This is a genomic window from Streptomyces coeruleofuscus, assembly GCF_039532725.1.
GTDB lineage: Bacteria > Actinomycetota > Actinomycetes > Streptomycetales > Streptomycetaceae > Streptomyces > Streptomyces coeruleofuscus.
In genome coordinates, this window is the sequence record NZ_BAAASE010000001.1 from 1,050,628 (window position 1) to 1,076,455 (window position 25,828).

22 protein-coding genes and 2 pseudogenes are annotated in these 25,828 nt (G+C 71.9%); 8 read left to right on the forward strand and 16 right to left on the reverse strand.

The window, feature by feature from the left end:
• Positions 1-8: 8 nt before the first annotated feature.
• Positions 9-983, reverse strand: a complete 975-nt coding sequence (locus tag ABFX81_RS04565; protein ID WP_086855072.1) for an ABC transporter substrate-binding protein — start codon at positions 981-983, stop codon at positions 9-11.
• A 192-nt stretch (positions 984-1,175) separates the two neighbouring features.
• Here ABFX81_RS04565 and ABFX81_RS04570 point away from each other — a divergent pair, with 192 nt between their 5' ends.
• The gene (locus ABFX81_RS04570; RefSeq protein WP_086855073.1) at positions 1,176-2,027 is read left to right on the forward strand and encodes an IclR family transcriptional regulator domain-containing protein; all 852 of its coding nucleotides are present in this window, start codon (positions 1,176-1,178) and stop codon (positions 2,025-2,027) included.
• Here the strand turns inward: ABFX81_RS04570 and ABFX81_RS04575 are convergent.
• From ABFX81_RS04575 to ABFX81_RS04585, 3 genes are read right to left on the reverse strand one after another with little or no spacing between them, the layout of a single operon-like run.
• Positions 1,942-2,877: a PDR/VanB family oxidoreductase gene (locus tag ABFX81_RS04575; protein ID WP_346137645.1), complete on the reverse strand. Its 936-nt coding sequence runs from the start codon at positions 2,875-2,877 to the stop codon at positions 1,942-1,944. The genes ABFX81_RS04570 and ABFX81_RS04575 overlap by 86 nt on opposite strands.
• Positions 2,874-3,053 carry a hypothetical protein gene (locus tag ABFX81_RS04580; protein WP_059416872.1) on the reverse strand — a complete coding sequence of 60 codons (180 nt, stop codon included), beginning with the start codon at positions 3,051-3,053 and terminating at the stop codon, positions 2,874-2,876. The genes ABFX81_RS04575 and ABFX81_RS04580 overlap by 4 nt, the downstream gene beginning before the upstream one ends.
• Positions 3,050-4,120: an aromatic ring-hydroxylating dioxygenase subunit alpha gene (locus ABFX81_RS04585; RefSeq protein ID WP_346137646.1), complete on the reverse strand. Its 1,071-nt coding sequence runs from the start codon at positions 4,118-4,120 to the stop codon at positions 3,050-3,052. Before ABFX81_RS04585 ends, ABFX81_RS04580 begins: the two co-directional genes overlap by 4 nt.
• 178 nt (positions 4,121-4,298) lie before the next feature.
• Here ABFX81_RS04585 and ABFX81_RS04590 point away from each other — a divergent pair, with 178 nt between their 5' ends.
• From ABFX81_RS04590 to ABFX81_RS04610, 4 genes are all read left to right on the forward strand, one after another.
• Positions 4,299-4,505, forward strand: coding sequence for a LysM peptidoglycan-binding domain-containing protein (locus ABFX81_RS04590; RefSeq protein ID WP_086839942.1), 207 nt, complete (start codon positions 4,299-4,301; stop codon positions 4,503-4,505).
• 418 nt (positions 4,506-4,923) lie between these two features.
• Positions 4,924-6,162: a SpoIIE family protein phosphatase gene (locus ABFX81_RS04595; protein WP_086839944.1), complete on the forward strand. Its 1,239-nt coding sequence runs from the start codon at positions 4,924-4,926 to the stop codon at positions 6,160-6,162.
• Between the two features lie 159 nt (positions 6,163-6,321).
• Positions 6,322-6,684 (forward strand): peptidoglycan-binding protein, encoded by a 363-nt coding sequence (locus ABFX81_RS04605; RefSeq protein ID WP_428837132.1) that lies wholly within the window; start codon positions 6,322-6,324, stop codon positions 6,682-6,684.
• 119 nt (positions 6,685-6,803) lie between these two features.
• Positions 6,804-7,889 (forward strand): hypothetical protein, encoded by a 1,086-nt coding sequence (locus ABFX81_RS04610; RefSeq protein WP_346137647.1) that lies wholly within the window; start codon positions 6,804-6,806, stop codon positions 7,887-7,889.
• Positions 7,890-7,914: 25 nt separating this feature from the next.
• On the opposite strand, the gene ABFX81_RS04615 is transcribed toward ABFX81_RS04610, so the two are convergent.
• Positions 7,915-9,198, reverse strand: coding sequence for an MFS transporter (locus ABFX81_RS04615; protein WP_086839948.1), 1,284 nt, complete (start codon positions 9,196-9,198; stop codon positions 7,915-7,917).
• Between the two features lie 169 nt (positions 9,199-9,367).
• Between ABFX81_RS04615 and ABFX81_RS04620 the strand changes: the two genes are divergently transcribed.
• Positions 9,368-11,419 carry a phosphocholine-specific phospholipase C gene (locus ABFX81_RS04620; RefSeq protein ID WP_086839950.1) on the forward strand — a complete coding sequence of 684 codons (2,052 nt, stop codon included), beginning with the start codon at positions 9,368-9,370 and terminating at the stop codon, positions 11,417-11,419.
• On the opposite strand, the gene ABFX81_RS04625 is transcribed toward ABFX81_RS04620, so the two are convergent.
• A complete protein-coding gene (locus tag ABFX81_RS04625; RefSeq protein ID WP_086839951.1) occupies positions 11,409-12,356 on the reverse strand; it encodes a DMT family protein in 948 nt (315 codons plus the stop codon). The genes ABFX81_RS04620 and ABFX81_RS04625 overlap by 11 nt on opposite strands.
• Positions 12,353-13,174, reverse strand: a complete 822-nt coding sequence (locus ABFX81_RS04630; RefSeq protein ID WP_086839952.1) for a phosphatase PAP2 family protein — start codon at positions 13,172-13,174, stop codon at positions 12,353-12,355. The genes ABFX81_RS04625 and ABFX81_RS04630 overlap by 4 nt, the downstream gene beginning before the upstream one ends.
• 166 nt (positions 13,175-13,340) lie before the next feature.
• On the opposite strand from ABFX81_RS04630, the gene ABFX81_RS04635 reads away from it, so the two are divergent.
• The gene (locus tag ABFX81_RS04635) at positions 13,341-13,949 is read left to right on the forward strand and encodes a TetR/AcrR family transcriptional regulator C-terminal ligand-binding domain-containing protein (RefSeq protein ID WP_086839953.1); all 609 of its coding nucleotides are present in this window, start codon (positions 13,341-13,343) and stop codon (positions 13,947-13,949) included.
• Positions 13,950-14,131: 182 nt separating this feature from the next.
• On the opposite strand, the pseudogene ABFX81_RS04640 reads toward ABFX81_RS04635, so the two are convergent.
• The 4 genes and pseudogenes from ABFX81_RS04640 to ABFX81_RS04655 all read right to left on the reverse strand — a co-directional run.
• A pseudogene (locus ABFX81_RS04640) lies at positions 14,132-15,034 on the reverse strand (hypothetical protein); the annotation flags it as partial.
• 510 nt (positions 15,035-15,544) lie between these two features.
• Positions 15,545-15,625 (reverse strand): annotated as a pseudogene (locus ABFX81_RS04645) (DUF2510 domain-containing protein); the annotation flags it as partial.
• A 57-nt stretch (positions 15,626-15,682) separates the two neighbouring features.
• Positions 15,683-16,837 carry an anhydro-N-acetylmuramic acid kinase gene (locus tag ABFX81_RS04650; protein WP_086853637.1) on the reverse strand — a complete coding sequence of 385 codons (1,155 nt, stop codon included), beginning with the start codon at positions 16,835-16,837 and terminating at the stop codon, positions 15,683-15,685.
• Between the two features lie 18 nt (positions 16,838-16,855).
• On the reverse strand, positions 16,856-18,169 hold the full coding sequence (locus ABFX81_RS04655) for an MFS transporter (RefSeq protein WP_086853635.1): 1,314 nt from the start codon (positions 18,167-18,169) through the stop codon (positions 16,856-16,858).
• A gap of 180 nt (positions 18,170-18,349) precedes the next feature.
• Here ABFX81_RS04655 and ABFX81_RS04660 point away from each other — a divergent pair, with 180 nt between their 5' ends.
• Positions 18,350-21,034, forward strand: coding sequence for an AAA family ATPase (locus ABFX81_RS04660; RefSeq protein WP_086853633.1), 2,685 nt, complete (start codon positions 18,350-18,352; stop codon positions 21,032-21,034).
• A 1-nt stretch (position 21,035) separates the two neighbouring features.
• Here the strand turns inward: ABFX81_RS04660 and ABFX81_RS04665 are convergent, their stop codons facing one another.
• The 5 genes from ABFX81_RS04665 to pcaH form a co-directional block, all read right to left on the reverse strand.
• Positions 21,036-21,827, reverse strand: a complete 792-nt coding sequence (locus ABFX81_RS04665; protein WP_086853631.1) for an SDR family NAD(P)-dependent oxidoreductase — start codon at positions 21,825-21,827, stop codon at positions 21,036-21,038.
• Between the two features lie 97 nt (positions 21,828-21,924).
• On the reverse strand, positions 21,925-23,043 hold the full coding sequence (gene pcaDC, locus ABFX81_RS04670) for a bifunctional 3-oxoadipate enol-lactonase/4-carboxymuconolactone decarboxylase PcaDC (RefSeq protein WP_346137648.1): 1,119 nt from the start codon (positions 23,041-23,043) through the stop codon (positions 21,925-21,927).
• Positions 23,040-24,335, reverse strand: coding sequence for a 3-carboxy-cis,cis-muconate cycloisomerase (gene pcaB / locus ABFX81_RS04675; protein ID WP_086855081.1), 1,296 nt, complete (start codon positions 24,333-24,335; stop codon positions 23,040-23,042). The genes pcaDC and pcaB overlap by 4 nt, the downstream gene beginning before the upstream one ends.
• Positions 24,332-24,937, reverse strand: a complete 606-nt coding sequence (gene pcaG, locus ABFX81_RS04680) for a protocatechuate 3,4-dioxygenase subunit alpha (RefSeq protein ID WP_086855080.1) — start codon at positions 24,935-24,937, stop codon at positions 24,332-24,334. Before pcaG ends, pcaB begins: the two co-directional genes overlap by 4 nt.
• Positions 24,938-24,943: 6 nt before the next feature.
• A complete protein-coding gene (gene pcaH / locus ABFX81_RS04685) occupies positions 24,944-25,717 on the reverse strand; it encodes a protocatechuate 3,4-dioxygenase subunit beta (RefSeq protein WP_086855079.1) in 774 nt (257 codons plus the stop codon).
• Positions 25,718-25,828 lie beyond the last annotated feature (111 nt).

The following is a 25,828-nucleotide window of genomic DNA, read 5'->3' on the forward strand; positions in this document are numbered from 1 at the left end:
GGTGTCCCTCACGGCAGCAGCTTGTCCAGATCGGGCGTCGACTTGAACAGGCCGTCGTCCTCGCCGAGCTTCATCAGTGCCTCGATGGAGGCGCGGTTCGGTTCCGCCGGCCACTTGGGCAGGGTCACCTTCTCCAGCACCGCCGCCGGGATCTTCGTGTACGTGGTGACGATCCGGCGGGCCTCGTCCGGGTTGGCGTCGGCGTAGGCGAGGGACTCGGCGGTGGCCTTCCGGAACTTCTCGACCACCTGCGGGTTCTGCTGGGCGTACCGGGTCGAGGTGAAGTACAGCGCGACGGTGAGGTCGGGTGCCACGTCCACCAAGGGCGAGGCGATGACGCGTCCGCCCTGGCTCTTGACGGTGGCGAGGGCGGGCTCGACCACCTGGGCGGCGTCGATCTGCCCGCTGTCGAGGGCGGCCGGCATCTGGTCGAAGGCGAGCTCGACGAACTTCACCTTGTCCGGGTCGCCGCCCGCCTTGCGCACCGACGCGCGGACGGACGTCTCGTTGATGTTCTTCAAGGTGTTGATGGCGACCCGCTTGCCCGCCAGGTCCTTCGGCGACCTGATCGGACTGTCCTTGCCCACGGTGATCGCGCTGAAGTCCTCGCCCTCGACACCGGTCGAGGCGATCGCGTTCGAGACGGCCTTGATCGGCACGTTGTTGGACTGGGCGATCATCAGCGACGTCACGTTGGAGAAACCGAACTGGAACTGACCGCTGGCCACACCGGGCACGATCGCCGCGCCCCCCTGCGCGGTGGTGAACCGCAGCTTCAGGCCCTGCTTCTCGAAGAAGCCCTTCTCCTGGCCCAGATAGAGCGGTGCCACATCGACGATGGGAATGAGCCCGACCTCGACGGTGGTCACACCGCCGGACGAGGCGCCCGCGTCCGAGGTGCCACCGCCGTCGGACGAGCCGCAGGCCGCCGCGGCGAGCAGGACGGACACGGCCGCGAGACGGGTGAAGAGACGACGACGCAAGACTCCTCCTGTGGGACCGGCTGTGGTTCTCCGACAGGTTGTGCGCAGACAGCACGCTTGTGCTCAGCGAGAACGTATGGCCGTGTCCGCTCCATGGTCAATGCCCTTGCCGGCACCGCTCGTTGACATCACGAGATCCGCACTCCTAGCGTGCGCACAGCGCACGGTCGTACGTCACGCCGGAGGCCCAGGATGTCCGCTGAAGCCCGCGCACCGCATTTCGTCCGGTCCTTCGAGCGCGGCCTCGCCGTGATCCGCGCCTTCGACGCCGAGCATCCGGCGCTGACCCTGAGCGAGGTCGCGCGGGCCTGCGAACTGACGCGCGCGGCTGCGCGCCGCTTCCTGCTCACCCTCGCCGACCTCGGCTACGTGCACAGCGACGGCCGACGCTTCCGCCTCACCCCGCGGGTGCTGGAGCTGGGCTACTCCTACCTCGCCGGCTACACGCTGCCCCAGATCGCCGAGCCCCACCTCGAGCAACTCGTCGCGCGGGTCAGGGAATCGTCCTCGCTCTGTGTCCTCGACGGCGACGACATCGTCTACGTCGCCCGGGTCCCGACCCGCCGCATCATGACCGCGTCCATCACGGTCGGCACCCGGTTCCCGGCGTACGTGACGTCGGTGGGCCGGGTGATCCTCGCCCATCTGCCCGACGAGGACGTCGAAGCCAGGCTCGCCCAGGGGGAGTTGAAGCCCCTCACCCCGCGCACGCTCATCACGCCGGAGGCCCTGCGGGCGGAGCTGTGCCGCGTCCGCCGGCAGGGCTACGCCGTCGTCGACCAGGAACTGGAGGAGGGGCTGAGGTCGGTCGCCGCCCCGGTGCGGGACCGGGACGGCGAGGTGGTCGCGGCCGTCAACATCGCCGTGCACGCCGGGCGCAACTCCGTCGACTCCGTACGCCGCGACCTGTTGCCGCACCTGCTGGCGACCGTCGCCGGGATCGAGGCCGACCTGCGGATCACAAGTCCAGCACCAGCCGCCGCCCAAGGCACCGGGACACGCAGATCATCATCGTCTCGCCGCTCTCCCGCTCCTGAGGGGTGAGCACGGAGTCCCGGTGTTCCGGGGTGCCGTCGAGGACGTCGGTCTCACAGGTGCCGCAGGTGCCCTCGGTGCAGGAGAAGAGCACCTCGACCCCGGCGTCGCGCACGGCGTCCAGCACGGAGACGTCCGGCGCCACGGTGAGTGTCCTGCCGCTCCGCGCCAGCTCCACCTCGAACCCGGTGTCGCCGCCCGTCTCCTGCTCCTTCGGCCGGAACCGCTCGACGCGCAGCACCGCGGACGGGCAGCGCTCCTCGACCGCGTCCAGCAGCGCGCCGGGGCCGCAGCAGTAGACGAGCGTGCCCTCGGGTACGTCGTCCAGCACGGAGGGCAGGTCCAGCAGCCCCGTCTCGTCCTCGGGCGCGATCGTCACCCGGTCCCCGTACCGGGCGAGTTCCTCGCCGAACGCCATCGACCGGCGGCTGCGCCCGCCGTACAGCAGCGTCCACTCGGCGCCCGCGGTCTCGGCCGCCGCCAGCATCGGCAGGATCGGGGTGATGCCGATGCCGCCCGCGACGAAGCGGTAGCGGGGGGCGGGCTCCAGTCCGAAGTTGTTCCGGGGGCCGCGCACGCGGACCTTGTCGCCCTGCCCCACCTGCTCGTGCACATGGGCCGAGCCGCCCCGGCCGTCCGGCTCGCGCAGCACCGCGATCCGCCAGGCCGACCGGTCGGCCGGATCGCCGCACAGCGAGTACTGCCGCTCCAGCCCGGGGCCGAGCACGACATCGATGTGGGCGCCCGGCTCCCACGCCGGGAGCGGTTCGCCGAGCGGGTGGCGCAGGGTGAGGGCGAGCACGCCGTCGGCGGCGAACTCACGCCGCTCGACGACGAGTTCGGCTTCGTAGACGCTCATGAACTGTTTCCTCGTGGCTCGTCGACGTCGTGCCCCTGGGGGTGGGCGAGCATCCACTCCCACATCTCCACCGGGTCCTGCGCGGTGTGCTCGCGGCCGCAGTGGCAGGTGCCGTGCAGGACGTCGGTGCCGGGCAGCCAGTCGATGCGGTAGATCTCGCCGGTCGGGCTCGTCACTGGACCTTCTCCACGGGCTTCTCGCCCTCCTCGACCAGCCGGGCGAGGATACGGCGGGCGGCCAGACCACCGGTGTCGATGTTGATGCTCAGCTCCTGGTAGCCGGTGCGCTCGGTGCCGAGGGTCTTCTGGAGCAGGTTGAGGGCGGTGACGTCCTGCATCACGACCGTGTGGTTGTTGCCGCGCAGGAACTCGGTGACCTCGGCGTCGTCGGTCGCCCAGTCGCGGGAGACGGCCCAGAAGTCGTACACCTTGCCGTCGCCGGACGGTGTGATGGCGTACGTGATCTCGGTGTGGAAGCCGTTCGGGTCGCTGCCGTCCGCCTCGGGCAGCACACCGACCGGGGCGATGCGGCTGTGCAGCAGGTACAGGCAGGGCGCGTGGTACTCGATGTCCTGCCAGCGGGTGATCCGGCCCTCTATGCCGGTGGACTTGGCGTAGAAGGGCGGGCACGCGGCGTCGTCCATGTGCCGGCTGACCCGGACGATGCCGGCGCCCTCGTCGACCTCCGTCGTGATCGGCGTCTCGGCGACCTCGGGGGTGCCGATGTACCCGCCGTGCAGATACGTCTCGTGGGACAGGTCCAGGAGGTTGTCGACGAGGAGTCCGTAGTCGCAGTCGATGGGCTCCATCCCGCGCACGGTGACCCAGCCGGGGGAGTCGAGGTGCCTGGCCCGCGGAATGCTCTGCGGATCGGCGAGCGCCGGGTCACCGATCCACACCCAGATCAGCGAGTCCTGCTCGACGACCGGGTAGGAGGCGACCCGGGCCGTGCGCGGCACCCGTTTCTGCCCCGGCACGTACACGCACGTACCGGTCGTGTCGTACGTGAACCCGTGGTACCCGCACACGATCCGATCGCCGTCGAGGCGCGTCGGGGCCTCGGACAGCGGGTACCGCCGGTGCACACACCGGTCGTGCAGCACGACGGGCGTGCCCTCCTCCTCGGTCCGGTAGAGCACGAGCGTCTCACCGAGAATCGTCCGTCCGAGCAACTCCCGCCCGACCTCGTGACTGTAGGCGGCGACGTACCACTGGTTCCTGGCGAAGGCGGTCATGTGAGGCATGGGCACTGGCTCCCGTCTCTGGTCGTGCCGTCATCGTCGGGGCGGCCGTCCCGGCACCGCAACCGCCCTTCCGTCAGGCGGAAGCCGCCTTCGGCAGAAGCGGTTTCCGAATCAAAAAGTGAAATCGAAACAGAATTCTGCACTTTGTACTCGCGGAGAATTGCCTTAGGCTGGACGCATGGAAAAGACAAGAACGCAGTTCTACGTAGTGAAGCGCGGTGACAATCTCACCAAGATCGCGCGGATGCACCACGTGAGTCTGGATCAGATTCTGGAGTGGAACCCGCAGATCAAGAATCCGGACCTCATCCACCCCGGCGATCGGATTCGCGTGGCCCCGCGCCGGGAAGCGGGCGTAGAGGACGGTGAGTTCGAGAGCGAATGACCAAAACTGAAAGCCGGGCGGCCCGTACGCGCAGCCGAATGACAGGCCTGCGTGACGGGCCGCCGCTGTCGGTATGGTGCACGCGTGCGAAAACACGGGTTGCCCATCTCGAAGCGCAACTCGAGTACAAAAGCGTCAGTCCCCGTCCGGAATAGAGCATACGCTCATCGAAGGAAGCGGGGGCATCTCGAAAGGGCCCGCACCGCCGCCGACGAGAAATTCGGCTGGCGCAGTAGGTGGTCGGGCTCGACCGCCTGCGCGGCGTCTGGTCGAATGTCCGCAGCGCGGAGGTGGTGCTGCTTCAGTCTGGCGGCCTCGGCGGTGCAGTGCGCGACGCGTCGTCCGGCGGGCGTGCTCGGCGGGCTGCTCGTAGGTTGGAGTTGCAGCGGTCGCGCCTGTAGAGATCGGCAGGTCACGCGTGACGTCAGCGGAGATCGATTTCGAGGAGCTGTTCGACGCCGCACCGAATCCGTACCTGGTGCTGGACGCCGACCTGGTGGTCTGCCATGCGAACCGGGCCTACCTCCAGGCCACCGGCAGGAGCCGCGAAGAGCTGGCCGGGCGGCCCATCCTGGAAGCGTTTCCGGACACTCCTGGCGCGCCGGAGGCGGCGCGTGACTTCGGCGCCTCGCTCCAGCGTGTGCTGGACTCCCACGCGCCCGACGTGGTGGCGCCGCGGCGATTCGACATTCCCGTCGACGGCAAGCCGGGCGAGGTCAAGGAGCGCTGGTGGTGCGGGATGTCCAGCCCCGTCCTGGGGACGGGCGGCGACGTGAAATGGATCATCGCCCGGGCCGACGACGTCACGGAGTTGATGCGTTCCCCCTTCATCCGGGAGCTCACCCCGCCGCTGAGCAACCAGGTGACGGGGATCGCGGCCCAGGCGTACGCCCGTTCCCACGATTTGGAACAGCTGAACGAGCGGCTGCGCCGGGCACACGCCCGCGAACGTGAGATCGCCGTCACCCTCCAAGAGGTCATGCTCCGCTCGCCCGACCTGGACAGGCACCGGGACATCGCCGTGCGCTACCTGCCGGCCAGCGGATCACTCAATGTGTGCGGTGACTGGTACGACGTGGTCGATCTGCCGCCCGACCGCTACTCCGTCGCCATCGGGGACGTCGTCGGCCACGGCCTGGAGGCCGCCGCGGTCATGGGCATGCTGCGCAGCGCCCTGAGCGCCGCCATCCGGGCCGTGCCCAGCCCCGCACAGGCCCTGGAGGTGCTGGGCCTGTACGCCAGGGCGGTCGACGGTGCGCTGGCCACCACCGTGGCCAAGGTGCTCATCGACCCGCGCAGCCGGCTGATCATCTACAGCAACGCCGGGCACCCACCGCCGATCCTGCTCAGCCCGGACGGCGGCTGCCGACTGCTGGACCAGGCCACCGACCCGCCCCTGGGCGCCCGGCCGGAACACGTCCCCCGCCCCCAGGCCGGTCTGCCCTACCTCCGAGGGGACACCCTCGTGCTCTACACCGACGGTCTCATCGAACGCCGTGACGAGGACATCGACATCGGCCTGGCCCGGCTGATCGACGCCCTGGCCCGGTCCGGCACGCTCCCGGTGGAGGAACTCGCCGACGGACTGCTGGCCGAAATGGGCGTCCCCGGCGGTGGTCAGGACGACGACATCGCCCTGGTCGTCGTCCGCCTGTGAGCAGATTTTCCATGGAAGCCGTTTCCCTATCAAAAAGTGAAATCGAAACGGAATTCTCGACTTTCCCGTGGCGGGGAACTCATTTACTGTGGGCGTATGGAAAGAACAGTAGAGTTCTACACAGTGAAACGTGGCGACACGCTCGGTAAGATCGCGGTTATGCACCGCGTGACGCTGGAGCAGATTCTGGAGTGGAACCCCCAGATCACGAATCCGGACATCATCCACCCCGGACAGCGGATCCGTGTGGCTCCGGAAAGGCACGCTGCATTCGAGCCCTTTCCGGGCGCCGACTTCTTCCAGTCCTCCGTGACCAGTCCGATCATCGAGGCCATGGGCTTCCGCCTCATCGCGGAGGGCTGCTCGGAGTACGCCGACGGGCCCGACTCGCAGTGGAGCGAGGCGGACCGGAGGTCGTACGCGCATTGGCAGGAAAAACTCGGATTCAGTGGCCAGGACGCTGACGGCATACCGGGCCGGAAGTCATGGGAGAGGCTGCACGTGCCCGCCGTCTTCGAGTGACCGGCACTGTTCCGGGCCGGCCGCCGCGGACCGCATGGCGCGCCCGGGCGAAAACTCGGATCGCCTATCTCGAAGCACAGCTGGAACGCGAGAGTGTCCGGCCCTGCCCTGAAGACCGTATGACGCTCGTCGACGGAATGCGGAGCCATCTGGAAAAGGCCGGAGCGGCTGCCGACGAGAATTTCGGATGGCGGCGTGCCTGGTCCGGCTCGGCCGCGCGTGAGGGCGTCTGGTCGAACATACGCAGCGCGGAGGTGACGCTCCTGCAACTGGTCTCCGACGAGGAAGCCGCCGGCCGTGCCAGCGAGGTCATGGCGCTGGTCAAGGATCACCTCGACAAGGACGACCCACGACGGGTCCGTCTCGCCCGGCGGCTCCGTTCCATCATCTCCGGCGAGATGTCACCGAGCGACCGGGACCTCATGGTCCGGGCGCTCGACGCCGCGTACAACGCGCTGGACGACGAGCTGGCCCGGGTGCGCAGCCTGCGCAACATCCTGTGGACCGCGACCTTCCTCGTCCTGCTCGGGGTCGCCGGCCTCGCCGTCTACGGCTGGTTCTTCCCCCAGTCGCTGAGCATGTGCTTCACGCCCAAGGTCGACCCCGGGAACGCGGGCAGGATCGATGTCGTGTGCCCTACCGCGGAGCATCCCAATGTGCCGGCGGGAACCCCTGCCAGCGAACTGGCCCAGTCAAGGGACATCCTCACCGTCGAGATCGCCGGACTCGCCGGCGCGGCACTCACCGTCATCGCCTCACTGCGCCACATCCGGGGCACCGACGCTCCCTACATGCTGCCCCTGGCATCGGCGGTGCTGAAGTTCCCCACCGGCGCCCTGTCCGCCTTCCTCGGACTGCTGCTGATCCGGGGCGCCTTCGTCCCCGGGCTCAGCGACCTCGACAGCAGGGCGCAGGTCCTCGGCTGGGCCGCGGCCTTCGGCGCCGCCCAGCACCTCGTGACCCGACTGGTCGACGACCGCGCCCAGATGACGCTGTCGGAGGTGGGCAGGACGACCGACGCCGTGGTCGATCCCGAGAGAGCCGCCGTCCGGGAGCACAACGTGCTGGGAGAGGCCGGCGCGCCCGGACCGCCGACCGCCTTCCAGGACGGCGCGGGACCGCACGAAGGGCCACAGGGGGGAACCCACGACGGAGAGCGCGCGGACGAAGGAGCGGACGGGTCTCGCCCGCGAGCCGGGCCCTGACCGTCCGCCGCCCGGGCGCGCCCGCTCACCGCCGGAGAGGTGCGTGAGCCGTCTCGGGCAGTCGCAGGTACACCAGCGACGACAGCAGGCAGAGCACCGCGACGTACCAGGGGAAGAGCCCGGCGTGGCCCACCTCCTTGAACAGCGTGCCCACGTACGGAGCCGTGCCGCCGAAGAGGGCGACCGTCAGCGAGTAGGGAAAGCCGATACCGGCCGCGCGGACCCGCGGCGGGAAGATCTCCGCGTTCACGGCCGCGCTGATCGAGGTGAACCCGGTCAGCAGCACCATTCCGGCGCACTGCACGAGCAGCAGTACCGCGAACGAGTCGCGCAGGGCGTGCAGCAGGGGCACGGTGAGCAGGGCGAAGCCCAGCCCGAAGAAGAGGAGCAGGGGGCGACGGCCGAAGCGGTCCGACAGGAGGCCCCCGAGCGGTTGCAGCAGGGCGAAGAAGGCCAGTGAGATCGTGCCCGCGAGCAGCGCGTCCGACTTCTCCAGCCCCGCGTTGAGTTCGGCGTACGTCGGAAGGTACGACGTCCACGTGTAGTAGGCGATGGTGCCGCCCGCCGTGATGCCGCCGATGAGGAGGGACTCGCGCGGGTGCCGGCGCAGTGCCTCGAACAGGCCGGGGCGCGGCGCCTGCTGCTGCTCGGCGCTGCGGGTCTCCTGCGCGCCCTGCCGGATCCAGAAGCCGACCAGGCTCAGCACGGCCCCGAGTATGAACGGGATCCGCCAGCCCCAGCCGTTCATCTGCCCGTCGCTCAGCGTGTCCACGAGCAGGGTGGCGATGCCGGAGGCGACCAGCTGACCCACGGTCGTCGACACGTACTGGAAGCTGGAGAACAGACCGCGCCTGCCGGGGCCCGCCGACTCCACCAGGAAGGTCGTCGAGGCCGCGAACTCGCCTCCCACGGACAGGCCTTGCAGCAGCCGCGCCAGGACGAGGATCACCGGCGCCAGCACGCCCACCGCCGCGTACGTCGGGGTCAGCCCGACGAGCAGGCTGCTGCCGCCCATCAGCAGGATGGTGACCGTCAGCGCGGCCCGCCGCCCGTGCCGGTCCGCGACCGCGCCCATCAGCAGCCCGCCGACCGGCCGCATGAAGAAGCCCACCGCGAACACCGCGAACGTGGACAGCAGCGGCACCAGCGAGTTGTCCGCGCTCTTCGGGAAGACCTGGGCGGCGATGTAGGTGGCCAGAAACGTGTAGGCGTACCAGTCGTACCACTCCACGGCGTTGCCCACGGAGGCGGCGAGGAGCTGGCGAACGGGCCGTTTCGTCGGCGGGGAGGCCGTCTGCGTCTCTGTCACGTCCCTGACCCTCCCCTGACAATGCTCCGGCACACCTCACGTACCGGCGACTTTCACACCACTGTCACCGGCCCCTTCCTTGACGTTTGGTGTGCCTGAAACACTCCTTCCGCGCAGATTCCGTCACGTTCCGGCCATCCCGTACCTCAGCATGAGAGGTCTGTCCTTCATGTCCGAAGTCAACCGGCGCCGCTTTCTCCAACTCGCGGGCGCCACCACGGCCTTCAGCGCGCTGTCCGCCAGCATCCAGCGTGCCGCCGCGCTCCCGGCCAACCACCGCACCGGGTCGATCGAGGATGTCGAACACATCGTCGTCCTGATGCAGGAGAACCGTTCCTTCGACCACTACTTCGGCAGTCTGAGAGGCGTCCGCGGCTTCGGCGACCCGCGTCCGGTCACCCTCGACAACGGCAAACCGATATGGCACCAGGAGAAGGACGGCAAGGAGATCCTGCCGTTCCACCCGGACGCCGACGACCTCGGCATGCAGTTCCTGGAGGGACTCCCGCACTCCTGGCCCGACGGCCAGCAGGCCTACAACGGCGGCAAGTACGACAAGTGGCTGCCCGCCAAGGGCACCACGACCATGGCCTACCTGACCCGCGAGGACATCCCCTTCCACTACGCCCTCGCCGACGCCTTCACCGTCTGCGACGCCTACCACTGTTCGTTCATCGGCTCCACCGACCCGAACCGCTACTACATGTGGTCCGGCTACACGGGCAACGACGGCACCGGCGGCGGCCCGGTCCTCGGCAACGACGAACTCGGCTACGGCTGGACGACCTACCCCGAGCGCCTGGAGCGGGCCGGCATCTCCTGGAAGATCTACCAGGACATCGGCGACGGCCTCGACGCGAAGGGCTCCTGGGGCTGGATCGCGGACGCCTACCGCGGCAACTACGGTGACAACTCCCTGCTGTACTTCGACAAGTACCGCGAGGCCAAGCCCGGCGACCCCTGGTACGACAAGGCCCGCACCGGCACGAACGCCAAGGCCGGCGACGGCTACTTCGACCTGCTGAAGGCCGACGTCAAGGCCGGCAAGCTGCCGCAGATCTCCTGGATCGTCGCCCCCGAGGCATTCAGCGAGCACTCCAACTGGCCGTCGAACTACGGCGCCTGGTACATCGCCCAGGTCCTGGACGCCCTCACCGCCAACCCGGAGGTCTGGTCGAAGACGGCCCTGTTCATCACCTACGACGAGAACGACGGCTTCTTCGACCACGTCGTGCCGCCCCTGCCGCCGAAGGACGCCTCCCGCGGCAAGTCCACCGTCGACGTCTCCCTCGATCTCTTCCCGGGCGACGGCAAGAACACGGCCGGCCCCTACGGGCTCGGACCCCGGGTGCCGATGCTCGTCGTCTCGCCGTGGAGCAAGGGCGGATACGTCTGCTCGGAGACGTTCGACCACACCTCCATCCTGCGGTTCATGGAGCGCCGCTTCGGCGTGCGCGAGAGCAACATCTCGCCATGGCGCCGGGCGATCTGCGGCGACCTGACCTCCGCGTTCGACTTCTCCCGCAAGGACACGCGGCCCGCCCCGCTGCCCGGCACCGACGAGTACGAGCCGCAGGACCGCGAACGCCACCCCGACTACAAGCCGACCCCGCCCGCCGACCCGCGCATGCCCCGGCAGGAACGCGGCCTGCGCCGCGCCCGGCCGCTGAAGTACGCACCGCACGTGGACGCCTCGGTCGACGCGGGGGCCGGGAAACTTACCCTCGCCTTCGCCTCCGGGCCGAAGGCCGGCGCCGCCTTCCACGTCACGTCCGGCAACCGCGCCGACGGCCCCTGGATGTACACCACCGAGGCCGGCAAAACCGTCTCCGACACCTGGAACTCGGACTGGTCGGCGGGCTCGTACGACCTGACCGTGCACGGCCCGAACGGCTTCGTGCGGGTCTTCAGGGGGTCGAACAGGACGGCCGGCTGCGAGGTCACCGCACGCCACGCCGGTGACGACATCGAGCTGACCTTCACCAACGGGGGCTCCGGCACGGCACGGTTGAAGCTCTCCGACGGTTACGGCGGCCGGCCCTCGACCGTCACCGTCCGCCCCGGCGCCAAGGTGCGGCGGACCGTCGACCTCACCGCCGGCCGCCGCTGGTACGACCTGACCGTCACCGCGGAGGGCGACGCGGCGTTCCTGCGGCGGTTCGCGGGGCACGTCGAGAACGGGCGGCCGGGCGTGAGCGACCCGGCGTTCATCACCGCGTAGCCGTGGTGAGGTGCCCCGGATCGTGCGGCCGGGGCACCAGGGCCGGTTCGGCCGTGGCCGAACCGGGTTCCAGCGCCAGGACGGCGGCCACCGGATGGTCGTCGTCCGCCGGGGCGGCCGCGGGCGTCACCCGGCTGAGCAGCACCACGCCCCAGGACGCCAGGCCGCCGCCGGCGAACGCGAGCAGCACGCCCGCCGGACCGCCCTGGAGGCGTTCGCCCAGCAGCGACAGGCCGATCACCGCGGCGGCCAGCGGGTTGGCCAGGGTCACCACCGCGAGCGGGCCGCCGAGACCGCCCCGGTAAGCCGTTTGCGACAACAGCAGCCCGCCGGCCGCGAAGGCCGCAACGAGCAGCGCCACCCCGACCACCTGGACGCTCAGCAGCGGACCGGACCGGTCCGTCGCCGCCACCGTCACGGTCTGCGTGAGGGCCGAGGCGACCCCGGAGGCCACGCCGGACGCGCTCGCGTGCCGCAGCCCCGGGCGGGCGCCCGGCCGGGACAGCACGCCGATGAGGGCCGCGGTCGCGCCCGCGACCGCCAGCGCCTCGGGAACGCTCAGCACGTCGTCGGGCGCCGGGCCGGACGCCGTGACCAGGATCGCGCCCAGGCCGAGCAGCGTCAGCGCGGTGCCCCTCCACTCGACGGTGCTCACCCGCCGCCCGGCGAGCCGAGCGCCCATCGGCACGGCCGCGACCAGGGTGAGCGCGCCGAGCGGCTGGACCACGGTCAGCGGGCCGTACTTCAGCGCCACGACGTGCAGCAGGGCGGCAGCCGCGTTCAGCCCGACCGACCACCACCAGGCGCCACTGCCGAGCAGTCGCAGCGTGCCCGCACCGGGCGAACGGGAGGCGAGCCGCTCCTGGGCGACCGCGGCGGCCGCGTAGGCGACGGCGGAGACGAGGGACAGGGCCACGGCGACGAGGACGGCGCTCATCGGCCCGCTCCCGCGAGCGCCTGCTCTTCGGCCCGGACCTCGGCCCGTACTTGGGCCGGTACGAGCCTGCCTTGCGCGCGGTGCGTCGTCGTCACGGTGCGATGCGGCAGGTGGACAGCCGCGAGTGCGAGCCCCAGCAACGCCGTCGCCACGATCGCGTCGAGCCAGTAGTGGTTCGCGGTGCCGACGATCACCAGCAGCGTCAGCAGGGGATGCAGCAGCCACAACCAGCGCCACCGCGAGCGGGTCGCCAGGATCAGGCCGACCGCCACCATCAGCGCCCAGCCGAAGTGCAGCGACGGCATCGCCGCGAACTGGTTCGACAGGGAGTCGGTCGCGGGACTGCCGTACACCGACGGGCCGTACACGCGCGCCGTGTCCACCAGGCCGGTCGCGGCCAGCATGCGCGGCGGGGCGAGCGGGAACAGCAGGTGCAGCACCAGGGCGGCGGCGGTGACCGCGGCCAGGATCCGGCGGGCCCACACGTAGTGGGCCGGGCGTCGCAGGTAGAGCCAGATCAGGAAGGCGGCGGTGACCGGGAAGTGGACGGCCGCGTAGTAGGTGTTGGCCAGGTGCACCAGGCCTTCCCCGTGCAGCAGCAGGGACTGCACCGCCTCCTCGCCGGGCAGCCGGACCGCTCGTTCGAAGTCCCACACGCTGTACGCGTTGTGGAAGGCCTCGCCGGTCTGGCCCGTGGCCAGCTGCCGGCCGAGCTTGTAGACGAGGAAGAGCCCTGCGACGAGCAGGAGCTCCCGGACGAGCGGCGGTCGCGCTATCGCGTCGGACCCCGCCGGCGCAGGCTCGGTGCGGGCATTCATCCCCCGGCCCTTTCGATGACGGTACTGCTGTTATCGGTACGAGTGCGTACCGATACGCCAGTGTACCGATACGGCGGCGTACCGGTACACTGGCGTATCGATAGACGAACGACACACCGCCGGCCGGGAATTTTCCGGCCGCCCGAGGAAGCCAGGAGCACAGCCCATGACGTCGCAGGCTGCGGACCGGCCCGAGCCGGTCGGTTCCTCGCGCCGCTCCAAGATCACGCCCGAGCGTGAGCAGGAGTTCTACGACGCCGTGCTGGAGCAGCTCCGCGAGTGCGGCTACGACTCCGTCACCATGGAGGGGATCGCGGCCAGCACCCGGTGCAGCAAGTCCACGCTCTACCGGCAGTGGAAGACCAAGCCCCAGTTCGTGGCGGCGGCGCTGCGCTCCCACCGGCGGACGCGCTGCATCGACACCGGCTCGCTCGCGGACGACCTGCGCGAGGCCGCCCGGGCGGCGGGCGAGCTGTCGGGCCGGGACACCAAGCTGCTCCAGGCGCTCGCCCATGCCGCGCCCCAGGACCCCGAGCTGAAGCGCGCGTTGCGCGAGGCGTTGGTCGAGCCGGAGATCGCCGCGCTGAAGGAGATCATCCGGCGCGGGGTCGAACGCGGGGAGGTGCCCGCCGATCATCCGGCGCTGGAGTACATCCCCGCGCAGATGTTCGGCGTCCTGCGCATCCGGCCCGTCCTGGAGGGCGAGGACGCGGACCCTGACTATCTGGTGCGATTCGTGGAGGCGGCGGTGCTGCCGGCACTCGGCCTCACCTGAGACCCGGGCCGCCGTCCACGGGATGACCGGACGGCGACCCGACCGCGCCGACCCGTGGGGACGGGGGCGGCGCGCACCCCCGGCCGGGTGGGGTTCCCCTGTGAGCGGCGGGGGCGCCCCACCCGGCCGACAGTGTCCGGGTCCCTTTGCCGGTCCGGTGTTTCCGGCCGGTCAGGGGCCGGTCAGACGGTCTGGCCGTTGCCGCCGCCCGTCGACACCTTGATGCCCTTGGTGATCTCGTCCAGGACGGACTCCTTCTGGTCGGCGTCGACGCCGAAGCGCACGACGACCATCTGCTTGGCGTTCGCGGGGGAGGGGAACGCGAGCGACTCCACGATGCCGTCGGCGCCCTTGCTCGTGACGGCCTTCCAGCGGACCAGATAGCCCTTCTGCCCGGCCACGGTCACGGCCTTGGAGTCCAGCACGTCGTGGGAGGTGATGCCGCCGTAGGACTTCCCGCCGTAGGACTCCTCGGCGTTCGCCGCGATGTCCGCCTTGGCGACCTCCTCGGCGGTGGCGCCCTTGGTGCCGAGGGCCAGGGCCGGTGCCGAGTAGGCTCCGCCCTTCGTGCAGGTCGAGGTGGTGTCGCCGGGGCACTTGTAGGAGTCGTCGGACGTCATCTGCGCGCCGACCGGCACCTCCTGGCCGTACCAGCCCTTCGGGATCGGCAGGCTGATCCCGCTGACCGCGTCGGTCACCGACCCGCTCCTGATCTTGGGCGGCTGGGACTGCTCGGGTGACGGACTCGGACCGCCGGAGCCGCCGTCCCCGCCTGAGCCCCCGGAGTCGCCCGGCCCGCCGAACGGCCCTCCCTGGCCCCCGGGTCCGCCCGGGCCGCCCGGCGCCTGCGAGGTGGCGGAACCACCGCCCGAACCGCCGTTGTCGGTCAGCGCGTACACGCCGACACCGATGCTGGCGAGCACGACGACGGCGGCCGCCACGGCTATCCCGATCCGCAACCCTCGCCCCCGGCCGGCGGGCGGAGGCGTGGCGGGGTAGCTGGGATATCCGGGAACTGCCGGATAGCCGGTGCCAGGCGGATACCCGGCGCCGCCCGGATACCCCGCGGCTGCCGGTTGTCCGGCATTCCCCGGATGTCCGGAGGCTCCTGGGAATGCGGTGCCGGTCGGCTGCCCGGCGTCGGCCGGGTTTCCGGCGGCTGCCGGTTGTCCGGCATTACCCGGATATTGCGGGGATCCTGGGGCACCGGCACCACCCGGACTCCCAGCAGCCCCCGGTGCCCCGGCGTCAGCCGGCTGCCCCGCTTCCGGCTGTCCAACTCCGGTCGGCTGCCCGGCGCCGGCCGGATTCCCGGCACCATCCGGATACCCGGGGGCTCCCGGTGCCCCCGCATCACCTGGCCGCCCAGCGGCCCCCGAATGCCCCGCGGACGACGCGTCCCCCGCGGACGACGTGTCCCCTGAGGTCGACGTGTCCCCCGAGGACGACGCGTCCCCTGAGGGCGCCGGATCCGGCAACGGCGCATCACCAGGGGCCGGATCCATCGGTGAGGCCTCCGCCGTCGGCGGCTGCGTGGGGGGACCCCAGGTCGCGGCCGGGTCCGCCGGACGGATGCGGTCCGTCCAGGCCTTGCCGTCCCACCAGCGCACGGTGGCGGGCCCGTCACTTTTCTGTCCGGGGTCGGGGTACCACCCGGGAGGAGTCTCCTGCGTCATGCCCCCACCGTATGAGGCGTCGGTGAAAGTGGCATGAGAGGAGCCGAACGGATCGCGTCAGTCCAGCAGCAGACGCGTCGGACTCCGGTCGGCCGGCGGGGGAAGCCGCAGCCCGTCCCGCCCCGGGGTCACCGACCCGAGCACGCTCGGACGCCGGGCACCGGTGCTCGCGGGCTCGGTGCCGGGCAGGCCGTGCAGGGTCAGGAATCCCAGGACGGCGAAGGCGTAGGCCTCCTTCGCGTCGGACGGCAGCCCGAGTTCGTCCGAGGTGCGTACCGCCACCCCCGGCAGCAAGTCCCCGAGCATGCCCATCAGCACCGGGTTGCGGGTCCCGCCGCCCGAGGCGACGACCTCCGTCGCGCTCACCGACCGCACGGCGTCCGCCACCGTCCGGGCCGTGAGCAGGGTCAGAGTGGCGACGACGTCCTCGGCGGGCAGTGTCCCGAACCCGGCCAGCGCGTCCCGCAGATGACCGAGGTGGAACAGCTCCTTGCCCGTCGTCTTGGGCGCGGGCAGCGCGTAGTACGGCTCCTCCAGCAGCCGGTCGAGCAGCGGCCCGTGCACCCGGCCGCGGCCGGCCAGGGCCCCGTCCGTGTCGTAGGCCAGGGCCCCGCCGCTGAACCCCCGGGCCGCCGCGTCGATCAGCGCGCAGCCCGGCCCGGTGTCGAAGGCGGTCCCGTCGGGCGCGGTGAGGTTGGCGATACCGCCGACGTTGAGCGCGACGGGCCTGCCCGGCCGGCCGCGCAGCCACAGCAGGTCGAACAGGCTGACCAGCGGGGCGCCCTGCCCGCCGGCGGCGATGTCACGCGGCCGGAAGTCGGCGACCACGGGCAGTCCGGTCGCCTCGGCGATCCACGCCGGCTGCCCGAGTTGGAGCGTGCCGTGCACCTCCTTCTCGGCGACCCAGTGGTAGACGGTCTGCCCGTGCGAGGCCACCGACTCGGCGCGCCCCTCGCACAGTTCCCGGTCGGCCCGGACGGCGGCCGCCGCGAAGGCCTGCCCGATGAGGGTATCCAGCCGGCACACCTCGCCCAGCGTGGTGGTGCCCGGCGGCAGGGCGGCGGCCAGGCTCTCGCGCAGTTCGCCGTCGTACGGCTCGCTCACCATGCCGAGCGGCTTCAGCACCAGGCTGTCCCCGACGAGGTCCAGCTCGGCCGCCGCCGCGTCGATGGCGTCGTACGACGTCCCGGACATGAGACCGATCACCCGCATCCGATCACCCGCATCCGTTCAGCCCGCCTTCTGTTCCGCCTCTTCCGCCGTGTCAGCCACCGCACCCCCCACCCGCCGCCCGGACAGCGTGAGCAGCGCCGGTACGCTCACCGCGCACGCCACCGCCGCGTAGTACGCGGGGATGTCCACGCTCCCCGTCCGCTCGATCGTCTCCGTGATGATGAGCCCGGCGCACCCGGAGAACACCGCATTGGACAGCGCGTAGGCGAGTCCCAGGCCCGTGTAGCGCACCCGGGTCGGGAACATCTCCGACAGCATCGCCGGACCCGGCCCCGCCATCAGCCCCACCACCGCACCCGCGCCGAACACCGCCACACCCTTCACGGTGTTCGAAACGCCGGGCGCCTGAAGAAGGTTGAGCAGCGGCACCGCGAGGACCACGACCAGCACCGCGCCCGTCAGCATCACCGCCCGCCGCCCGAGCCGGTCGCTGAGCAGCCCCGCCGGCACGATCGTCAGCGCGAAGCCCAGGTTGGCCAGCACGGTGGCGACCAGCGCCTGCTGGAAGCTCGCTCCCAGCGCACTCTGGAGATACGACGGCAGCACGACGAGGAAGGTGTAACCGGCCGCGGCCCAGCCCATGATCCGGCCCGCGCCCAGCACGACGGCTCTGACGACCTCGCGCGGGGGAGGCGTCTCCCGTGCCGCCGCCACGAACGCCGGCGTCTCGTCCAGCCGCAGCCTCAGCCACAACGCCCCCAACCCCAACGGCAGCGTCAGCAGGAACGGCAGCCGCCAGCCCCACGATCCCAACTGCTCCTCCGTCAGCACCGTGGCGAGCGACGCCGCCGCCCCCGCACCGGCCAGCAGCCCCAGCGCCACCGTGAACGACTGCAACGACCCGTATAGCCCTCGCCTGCCCGGCGGCGCGAACTCCGTCATCACCGACACCGCCCCGCCGAACTCTCCACCGGCGGACAGCCCTTGGAGCGCCCGCAGGAAGGTGAGCAGCCAGGGTGCCAGGGCACCCGCCTGCGCGTACGTCGGCAGCGCGCCGATCAGCGTGGTCGCGACCGTCATCAGCGTGATCACCAGGACCAGCACGGGACGACGGCCGACCCGGTCGCCCAGGCGGCCGAAAAGCGCCGCCCCGACGGGCCGGAAGAAGAACGCGAGCGCGAACGACGCGTACGTCTTCACCAGCGCCTCGGCCTCGCTGCCGCCCTCCGGCGTGAAGAACCGCGCCGCGATGATCGTCGCGAAGTAGCCGTAGACGCCGAACTCGTACCACTCGATGAGATTGCCCACCGACCCCGCGACCAGCGCCCGGCGGCCGCGCCGTGTGTTCCGTTTCCGGTGAATGAACGTCACCTCCCGTGCTACCGCGCCGCGTTGGCCCGAAGGGGGCCGGTGGCGGGCCGGTCGCGTCGTCCGGCCGCGCTCCATGTCACCCGTCACGGCAACAGGTGCCCGGTCCGCCCACCACTCAGGCAATCGGAGGACTACGCTCGACGTCTGTACGTCGTTCGGGCGACTTGGGGAGGTAGCGGGATGACGGAGGTACGGCCCACGGCCGGCGCCTCGGCTTCCCTGTGGGAGCGCGACGAGGAAGTCGCCGCCGTCGCGCGGGCGGTCGACCGCCTGTGCGCGGACCGCTCCTCGGCCGGCGGACTGCTGGTCTTCCGCGGCGAGGCAGGACTCGGCAAGACCGCGCTGCTGGCCGAAACCCGCCGCATCGCCGAGGCACGCGGCTGCACGGTCTGGTCGGCACGCGGCGGCGAGACCCTCAGGTCCGTCCCCTTCAACGTCGTACGGCAGTTGCTGCAACCGGCACTGGTGTCGATGCTGCCGGAGGAGGCACGCGAGTACCTCGGCGACTGGTACGACATCGCCGGCCCCGCCCTCGGCATAGCGGACCCCGGCGGCCGGCAGGCCGACCCGCAGGGCGTGTGCGACGGCTTGGTCGCCGCCGTGCGCCGGCTCTCCCGCCGGGAGTGGCCGCTGGTGCTGCTGATCGACGACGCCCACTGGGCCGACCAGGAGACCCTGCACTGGCTCGCGGGGCTCGCCGAGCGCCTCGACGAGATGTCCGTCCTGGTCGTGGTGACCCGCCGACCGGGCAAGGTCTCCGGCGCGAGCGCCCGGCACCTCGACACCGTCGCAGCCGCCGCCGACGCCCCCGTCACGACCCTCAGCGCCCTCACCCCGGACGCCACGGCCGGACTCACCCGAGCCGCCCTGGGTGGGCACGCCGACGCCGCGTTCTGCCGCGAGGTCTGGGCCGTCACCGCAGGCAACCCCTACGAGACCGTCGAACTCCTCGCCAAGGTGCGGGACAGCGAACTCCAACCGGTCGAGGCCAGGGCCGGGGAGCTGCGCGAGCTGAACCGCTCGGCCCGCGGCGGCGGCCTCGTCGCCCGCCTGGAGGAACTCGGCATCGACGCCACCAGGTTCGCCTGGGCCGCCGCCATCCTCGGCACCGGCATCTCCATCGACCTGGTCGCCAAGCTCGCCACCCTGCGGCCCGACGAAGCCCGCCGCTGCGCCGAACTGCTGCGCACCGCCCGCATCCTCACCGCCCCCGACCCGACGACCGGCCGCACCGGCGAAGGCGACCTGGAGTTCGTCCACCCGCTGATCGCCACCGACGTCTACAACTCCATCCCGGACGCCCTGCGCACCGCCATGCACGGCATCGCCGCCCGCATCGTCTCCGACGAGGGACACGGCGCCGCGGCCGCCGCCCGGCACCTCCTCGAAGTCCACCCGGACGACGACGAGGAACTCGTCGGCCAACTGCGCGAGGCCGCCCGCGAGCACCTCGCCGTCGGCGCCCCCGACGCGGCCCGCCGCTGCCTGGAGCGTGCCCTGAAGGAGCCGCCCCGGCCCGAATCACACCCGTACGTGCTGTACGAACTGGCCGAGGCCACCTTCCTGACCGCGCCCGCCCGCACCATCAGCCAGCTGCGGGCCGCGCTCGGCATGCCGGGCCTCGACGGCGACAAACGCGTGGACGCCGTCTTCCGGCTCTCCCAGGCGCTCCTCCACAACGACGAGTTGGAGGAGGCCGTCCGCACGGTCGAGGCGGAGGCCGCCCGGCTCCAGCCCGGTCCCGCCCGGATGCGGCTCCAGGCCGTGCACTTCATGTGGGAGGGACTGCACGCCGGCGAGGCCACCTCACCCGACCGCTCCCGGCGGCTCGCCGACCTCGCGAGCACCTGCACCGGCCGGGACAACTCCGAACGCGCGCTGCTCATCCTGCGCGGCTTCGACGCCCTGATGCACGGCGAGAACGCCGAGGAGGTCGCCGAACTGTGCGACCGCGCCCTCGTCAACGGCCGCCTGGCCCCCGGGCTCGGCTGGACCGACACCGAGTGGGGCATCGAACTGCTGCTGATGCTGGCCAACGCCTACGCCTTCACCGACCGCCTCGACCGCGCCGAGACTCTCTACAACGAGGCCCTGCGCGCCTACGAGACCGCCGGCTGGAGCGGCGGCCACCTCGCCCTGGCCCACGCCTACGTCGGGCTCGGCCACCGCAGGCGGGGCCGGCTGAAGGACGCGGAGGCGTCCTTGCGCGAGTCGCTGCGCCTCGCCGAACGCGTCGGCCGCCGCCTGCCCCTGTACTGGACCGCGACCTGCAACCTCGTCGACACGCTGCTCGCCCGCGGCCATGTCGAGGAGGCCTGGGAGGTCGCCGAACGGTACGGCTTCGCCCCGCCCTACCCGTCCACCATCGTCCTGCCGGACCCGCGCTCGGTGCGCGGCCGGCTGCTGCTGGCCGTCGGCCGCACCAAGGACGGCGTCAACGAACTGGAGGCCGCCGAGAAGGCGGCGGCGGCGCGCGGGCACCACAACCCCGTGCTCGTCCCCTGGGCGGCCGACCTCGCCCGGGCCCTGGCCACCGAGGACCCGACGCGCGCCGCCCGGCTCGCCGTCGACGTCCGCCGCCGTGCCGAGCGCTTCGGCACGGACACCGCCATAGGGGAGGCCCTGCGCTGTGCCGCCGCCCTGGAGACCGGCCAGCGCGCGGTCCGCCTCGCCGCCCAGGCCGTCGCCTACCTGGAGTCCTCGCCCTGCCAGTACGAGCACGCGGCGGCCCGCATCGAGTACGGCGTCGCCGCCCGCTCGGCGACCGACCTGCACCGCGGACTGGACATGGCGGTCTCCTGCGGCGCGGACGGACTGGCCGAGCGGGCACGGACGGCGCTGAAGGCGGGTGCCGGACCCGGGTAGCTCAGGCGGCGAGCAACTGGTCGGTCACCGCGGCGAGCCGCTTGCGCACCCCGGGGTCGTACGCCGCCTCATGGGCCCGTGCCGGGCTCGTCCCGTCGAAGTACCGGCCGCTGCCCAGGTCGCGCGTGGCCAGGGCCAGCACACCGGCCGCCCCGTCGGCGACCGTGCTCCACGGCGTGACGTCCGCCTCGCGGACCATCGCCGTGTCCATGTAGGTCGCCGGGTGCAGCACGTTCACCGAGACGCCGGTGCCGTCCAGTTCCCCGGCGAGCGCGAAGGTGTGCGCGGCGAGCGCGAACTTGCTGCGGCAGTACGCCGACACGCCGTCGTAGCCGCGGGTGAACTCGGGGTCCTCGGCGACGAGGGGTTCCTGACCGGCCGAACCGACGTTGACGATCCGCGCCGGCGCGTTCGCCCGCAGCACCGGTAGCAGGCCCCGGGTCAGCACGACCGGCGCCAGATAGTTCACCGCCAGCCGCAACTCGTGTCCGTCGGCGCTCAGCTCACGGCCCGCGCCGGGCGTCCCGAACCCCACGCCCGCGTTGTTGACCAGCACGTCGAGCTCGGGATGCGCGTCGGCGACGTGCCCGGCCAGCTCGCGCACCTGCGCCAGCGAGGCCAGGTCGGCGACGAACGCCTCGGCGTCCCCCTCGGAGCGCAGTTCCCCGGCCAGCCGCTCGGTGCGGTCCGCGTCCCGGCCGTGGACGAGGACGACATGCCCGGAGCGGACGAGCTCGAAGGCGACGTACCGGCCGAGCCCCGAGGTGGCGCCGGTGATCAGGATGGTGGACATGCCCCCACCGTAGGCACGCCGGGCGGGCCCGGGCGAGCTGCCGTCGAGCCTACGACCGGCAGGGACACCCTCCGGCGCCCACGAGGCGCTCCGGCGTCTACGAGGCGCCGTCCTCCTCCGCCAGCACCCGCTGGGCCGTCGCGAACGCCGAGTTCGCCGCCGGCACCCCGCAGTACACCGCCGTCTGGAGCAGCACCGCGCCGATCTCCTCCGGCGTGAGCCCGTTGCGGCGGGCCGCCCGGACGTGCATGGCCAGTTCGTCGTAGTGGCCGTGCGCCACCAGGGCGGTGAGCGTGATCATGCTGCGCTCGCGGCGCGACAGTGTCGGGTCGGTCCAGATCTCGCCCCAGGCATAGCGCGAGATGAAGTCCTGGAAGCGCGCCGTGAACGGGGTCTGCCGGGCCTGCGCCCGGTCGACGTGCGCGTCACCGAGCACCTCGCGCCGCACCTCCATACCGCGGCCGGCGGGCCCGCCGAAGTGCGCGCGCAACGCGGTCAGCACCGCCTCCGGGCACTGCGCGGGCGCCAGGTGCGAGGCGCCCGGGATCTCCACGAGCGCCGCACCCGGCACGGCGTCCGCGATCTCCCGCAGATGCGCGGGCGGTGTCGCCGGATCGTCCCGTCCGGCCACCAGCAGGGTCGGCACGGCGATCTCGGGCAGCCGGTCCCGGAGATCGAACGCGGCGAGCGCGTCACAGCAGGCGGCGTACGCGTCCGGGTCGGCGCGACGGTGGTCGTCCACCAGCCCCGGCACGGTGAAACCGGACGTGAACCAGCGCGCGTCCGCACTCTCCGCCAGCCCGGCCAGCCCCTCCCGCCGCACCAGCGCGGCCCGTTCCTCCCAGGGCCTCGCCCCGTTGAAGTGCGCGGAGGAGCAGATCACGGCCAGGGACGACAGCCGCTGCGGACGGTGCACCGCGAGGTGCAGCCCCACGGCCCCGCCCAGCGACACACCCGCGTACGCGAACCGCTCGATCCCGAGCGAGTCGGCGAGCGCCAGCACCAGGTCGGCGAGGTCACCGACCGTCGCGCCCGCGCCGATGAGACCGGCGGCCGAGCCGCCGTGTCCCGGCAGATCCCAGCGGACCACCCGATGGGCGATCGACAGCTCGGGGGCCACCTTGTCCCACAGGGCGTTCGACGTGCCGAGGGAGGGCCCGAGCAGCAGCGGGGGTGCGGAAGCGGGCCCTTCGGCACGGTGGTCGAGGAGTGTCAACGTCGCTCCAGAGCACGGTCGGTGAGGGCTCCGGCGGAGCCGGTGTAGTGGGTGGGATCGAGGTCGGCGTCCGCCAGCTCCGGTGCCTCAGCCAGCGGGCGCCCCTCGGAGGCCAGCCGGGTCAGGAGTTCCTTGGCGCGGGCGCGGCCCAGCACCGGGGCCAGCTCGGCGGAGAGCCGCTCGGAGATGATCAACCCGTGGGTGAGATCCAGGTGTTCGCGCATGGCGTCGGGTCTGACCCGTAGTCCCTCCGCCAGCTCGGCGGCATCCCGGGCGGCCCCGCCGGCCAGCCGCAGCAGGTCGCGCAGCGGCTCCCACTCCGCGTGCCAGGCCCCGGCGGGCCGCTCGTCCTCCGCCGCCATCGACCCGTACAGCGTGGCCGCGAGCTGCGGTGCCCGCCGCGCGGCGGTGGCGATGAGGGTGGACCGTACGGGATTGGACTTGTGCGGCATGGCGGACGAACTCCCGCCACTGCTCTCCGCGACCTCGGCGATCTCGGTGCGCGACAGGGTGAGGACGTCCACGGCGATCTTGCCGAGCGCGCCCGCCGTGAAGGCGAGGCAGCCGGCGAGATCGGCGACGGGCGTCCGCAGGGTGTGCCAGGGCAGATCGGGTACGCGGAGGCCGAGTTCACGGGCGTAGGCCACCGGCAGCGCGGCCGGATCGCTCGCGCCGTACGCCCCGAAGGCCGCCAACGTGCCCGCAGCGCCACCGAGTTGGGCCGGAAGCGAGTCCCTCACGGCCTTCACCCGGTCCCGCGCGTCGAGGACGAGCGCCCGCCATCCGGCCGCCTTCAGCCCGAACGTCGTCGGTACGGCGTGCTGGGTGAGCGTCCGCCCCGGCAGCGCGGTGTCGCGGTGCTCGGCGGCCAGCCGCGCCAGCGCCCGTTCCGTGCGGCCGAGATCGGCGAGGACCAGGTCCAGGGTGCGCACCGCGACCAGCATGGTCGCGGTGTCCATGATGTCCTGGCTGGTCGCGCCCCGGTGGACGTAGGGGCCGTACTCCTCGCCGACGGCCTTCGTCAGCTCCGCGACCAGGGGAATGACGGGGTTGCCGCCCGAGCGGGCCCGCTCGGAGAGGGACCGGACGTCGAAGGCGCCGGCGCCGGCCGCCTCGGTCACCGCCGTCGCCGCCTCGGCGGGGGCCAGCCCGAGCGCCGCCTGGGCCCGGGTCAGTGCGGCCTCCGCGTCGAGCAGCGCCCGCAGATAGGCGTCATCGCTCGTGGCGGACGCCGCCGCCGAGTCGGCCCACCCGGGGGCGAGCAGGCCGGTGTCACCAGGGGCAGATGTCACTGGAACTCCAGGAATACCGTCTCGCCTTCGCCCTGAAGGCGGATGTCGAAACGGTACGTGCCGTCGGCCTCCGCCACGGCGATCAGCGTGTCGCGGCGCCCGTCCTCCAGCCCGGACAGCAGCGGGTCGGCGGCGAGCACCGCATCGTCGCCCGGCAGGTAGATGCGGGTGTACAGGTGCACGAGAAGCCCCCGCGCGAAGACGCACACGCTGATGTACGGGGCGCTCCGCCCGCGCGCGCCGGGCCGCAGCGTGCGCGCGTACCAGTGGCCGTTCGCGTCGGTCTGGATCCGTCCCCAGCCCGTGAACTCCACGCCGTTGCGCCCGAGGAAGCCGCCCGACGCCGGGTCGCGGCGCATCGAACCGTCCGCCGTCGGCACGTTGCCGTCCGGGTCCGCGCCCCACAGCTCGATGAGGGCGTCCGGCAGCGGAGCGCCCGCACCGTCGGTGACGTACCCGTGCACGGTGACCGTGTCCGGATGCCCCAGGGGTGCGATGTCCTCACCGCCGCGGAACGGCAGGGCGTGGCCGTAGAACGGGCCGACGGTGTGCGAGGGGGTGGGCAGCACGCTCTCCGGCCTGCTGGTGTCGATCTTCGTCATGGCAGGTCAGCGCCCTTCTTCGATCCAGGTGGCGTTCGGGCCGTCCAGCACGATGTCCCAGTGGTAGCCCATCGAGAACTCCGGCACCGACAGGGCGTGGTCGTACGTCGCGACCAGCCGCTGCCGGGCGGCGTCGTCGGTCACCGACTGGATGATCGGGTCGTAGGGGAACAGCGGGTCGCTCGGGAAGTACATCTGCGTCACGAGCCGCTGGGTGAACGCCGTGCCGAAGAGCGAGAAGTGGATGTGCGCCGGGCGCCAGGCGTTGACGTGCTGGCGCCACGGGTAGGGGCCCGGCTGGACGGTGGTGAAGTGGTAGCGGCCCTCGTCGTCGGTGAGGGTGCGGCCCACACCCGTGAAGTTCGGGTCCAGCGGGGCGTCGTGCTGCTCGCGCTGGTGGGCGTAGCGGCCCGCCGAGTTGGCCTGCCAGATCTCCACGAGCTGGCCGCGGATCGGGCGGCCGTCGCGGTCCAGCAGCCGGCCGGAGACGGTGATGCGCTCGCCGATCGGCTCTCCGTCGTGCTGCCGGGTGAGGTCGTTGTCGATCTCGGTGATGTCCCGCTCCCCGAAGGCCGGGGAGGCCAGCTCCACCAGCTCCGGGTCCTTGCTGACGTCGATCGTGACCGGCGGCTGCTTCGGGTGGCGGAGCACCGAGGAGCGGTACGGGGCGTAGTCACGACGCGGCTGGTGCTCGACGGGCCCGCCGTCGGCGAGCCGCTTCTCGTACGCGGCGCGTTCGGCCGCGATCTCCTGGTCGATGTCGTGCTGGGTGAGAGTCATGGGGGTCCCCTGAAAGGTTCTTCCGGATCGCGCCCCAAAGGGGCGGGGCTGTGTCGATGTGCGGCTCCGCCGCGCGGGCGCGACCAGCCACAGACGGCCTGCAGTCGCGCG

Bases quoted from the DNA above. Each gene is read 5' to 3' on its own strand.
- ABFX81_RS04630 (WP_086839952.1), bottom strand. From the start codon at position 13,174: ATGAATGCCCGCACCGAGCCTGCGCCGGCGGGGTCCGACGCGATAGCG.
- ABFX81_RS04605 (WP_428837132.1), top strand. From the start codon at position 6,322: ATGCACCGCGTGACGCTGGAGCAGATTCTGGAGTGGAACCCCCAGATC.
- ABFX81_RS04625 (WP_086839951.1), bottom strand. From the start codon at position 12,356: ATGAGCGCCGTCCTCGTCGCCGTGGCCCTGTCCCTCGTCTCCGCCGTC.
- ABFX81_RS04610 (WP_346137647.1), top strand. From the start codon at position 6,804: ATGACGCTCGTCGACGGAATGCGGAGCCATCTGGAAAAGGCCGGAGCG.
- ABFX81_RS04575 (WP_346137645.1), bottom strand. From the start codon at position 2,877: ATGAGCGTCTACGAAGCCGAACTCGTCGTCGAGCGGCGTGAGTTCGCC.
- pcaH (WP_086855079.1), bottom strand. From the start codon at position 25,717: ATGACTCTCACCCAGCACGACATCGACCAGGAGATCGCGGCCGAACGC.
- pcaG (WP_086855080.1), bottom strand. From the start codon at position 24,937: ATGACGAAGATCGACACCAGCAGGCCGGAGAGCGTGCTGCCCACCCCC.
- ABFX81_RS04650 (WP_086853637.1), bottom strand. From the start codon at position 16,837: ATGCGGGTGATCGGTCTCATGTCCGGGACGTCGTACGACGCCATCGAC.
- ABFX81_RS04665 (WP_086853631.1), bottom strand. From the start codon at position 21,827: ATGTCCACCATCCTGATCACCGGCGCCACCTCGGGGCTCGGCCGGTAC.
- ABFX81_RS04660 (WP_086853633.1), top strand. From the start codon at position 18,350: ATGACGGAGGTACGGCCCACGGCCGGCGCCTCGGCTTCCCTGTGGGAG.
- ABFX81_RS04620 (WP_086839950.1), top strand. From the start codon at position 9,368: ATGTCCGAAGTCAACCGGCGCCGCTTTCTCCAACTCGCGGGCGCCACC.
- ABFX81_RS04585 (WP_346137646.1), bottom strand. From the start codon at position 4,120: ATGCCTCACATGACCGCCTTCGCCAGGAACCAGTGGTACGTCGCCGCC.
- ABFX81_RS04570 (WP_086855073.1), top strand. From the start codon at position 1,176: ATGTCCGCTGAAGCCCGCGCACCGCATTTCGTCCGGTCCTTCGAGCGC.
- ABFX81_RS04590 (WP_086839942.1), top strand. From the start codon at position 4,299: ATGGAAAAGACAAGAACGCAGTTCTACGTAGTGAAGCGCGGTGACAAT.
- ABFX81_RS04635 (WP_086839953.1), top strand. From the start codon at position 13,341: ATGACGTCGCAGGCTGCGGACCGGCCCGAGCCGGTCGGTTCCTCGCGC.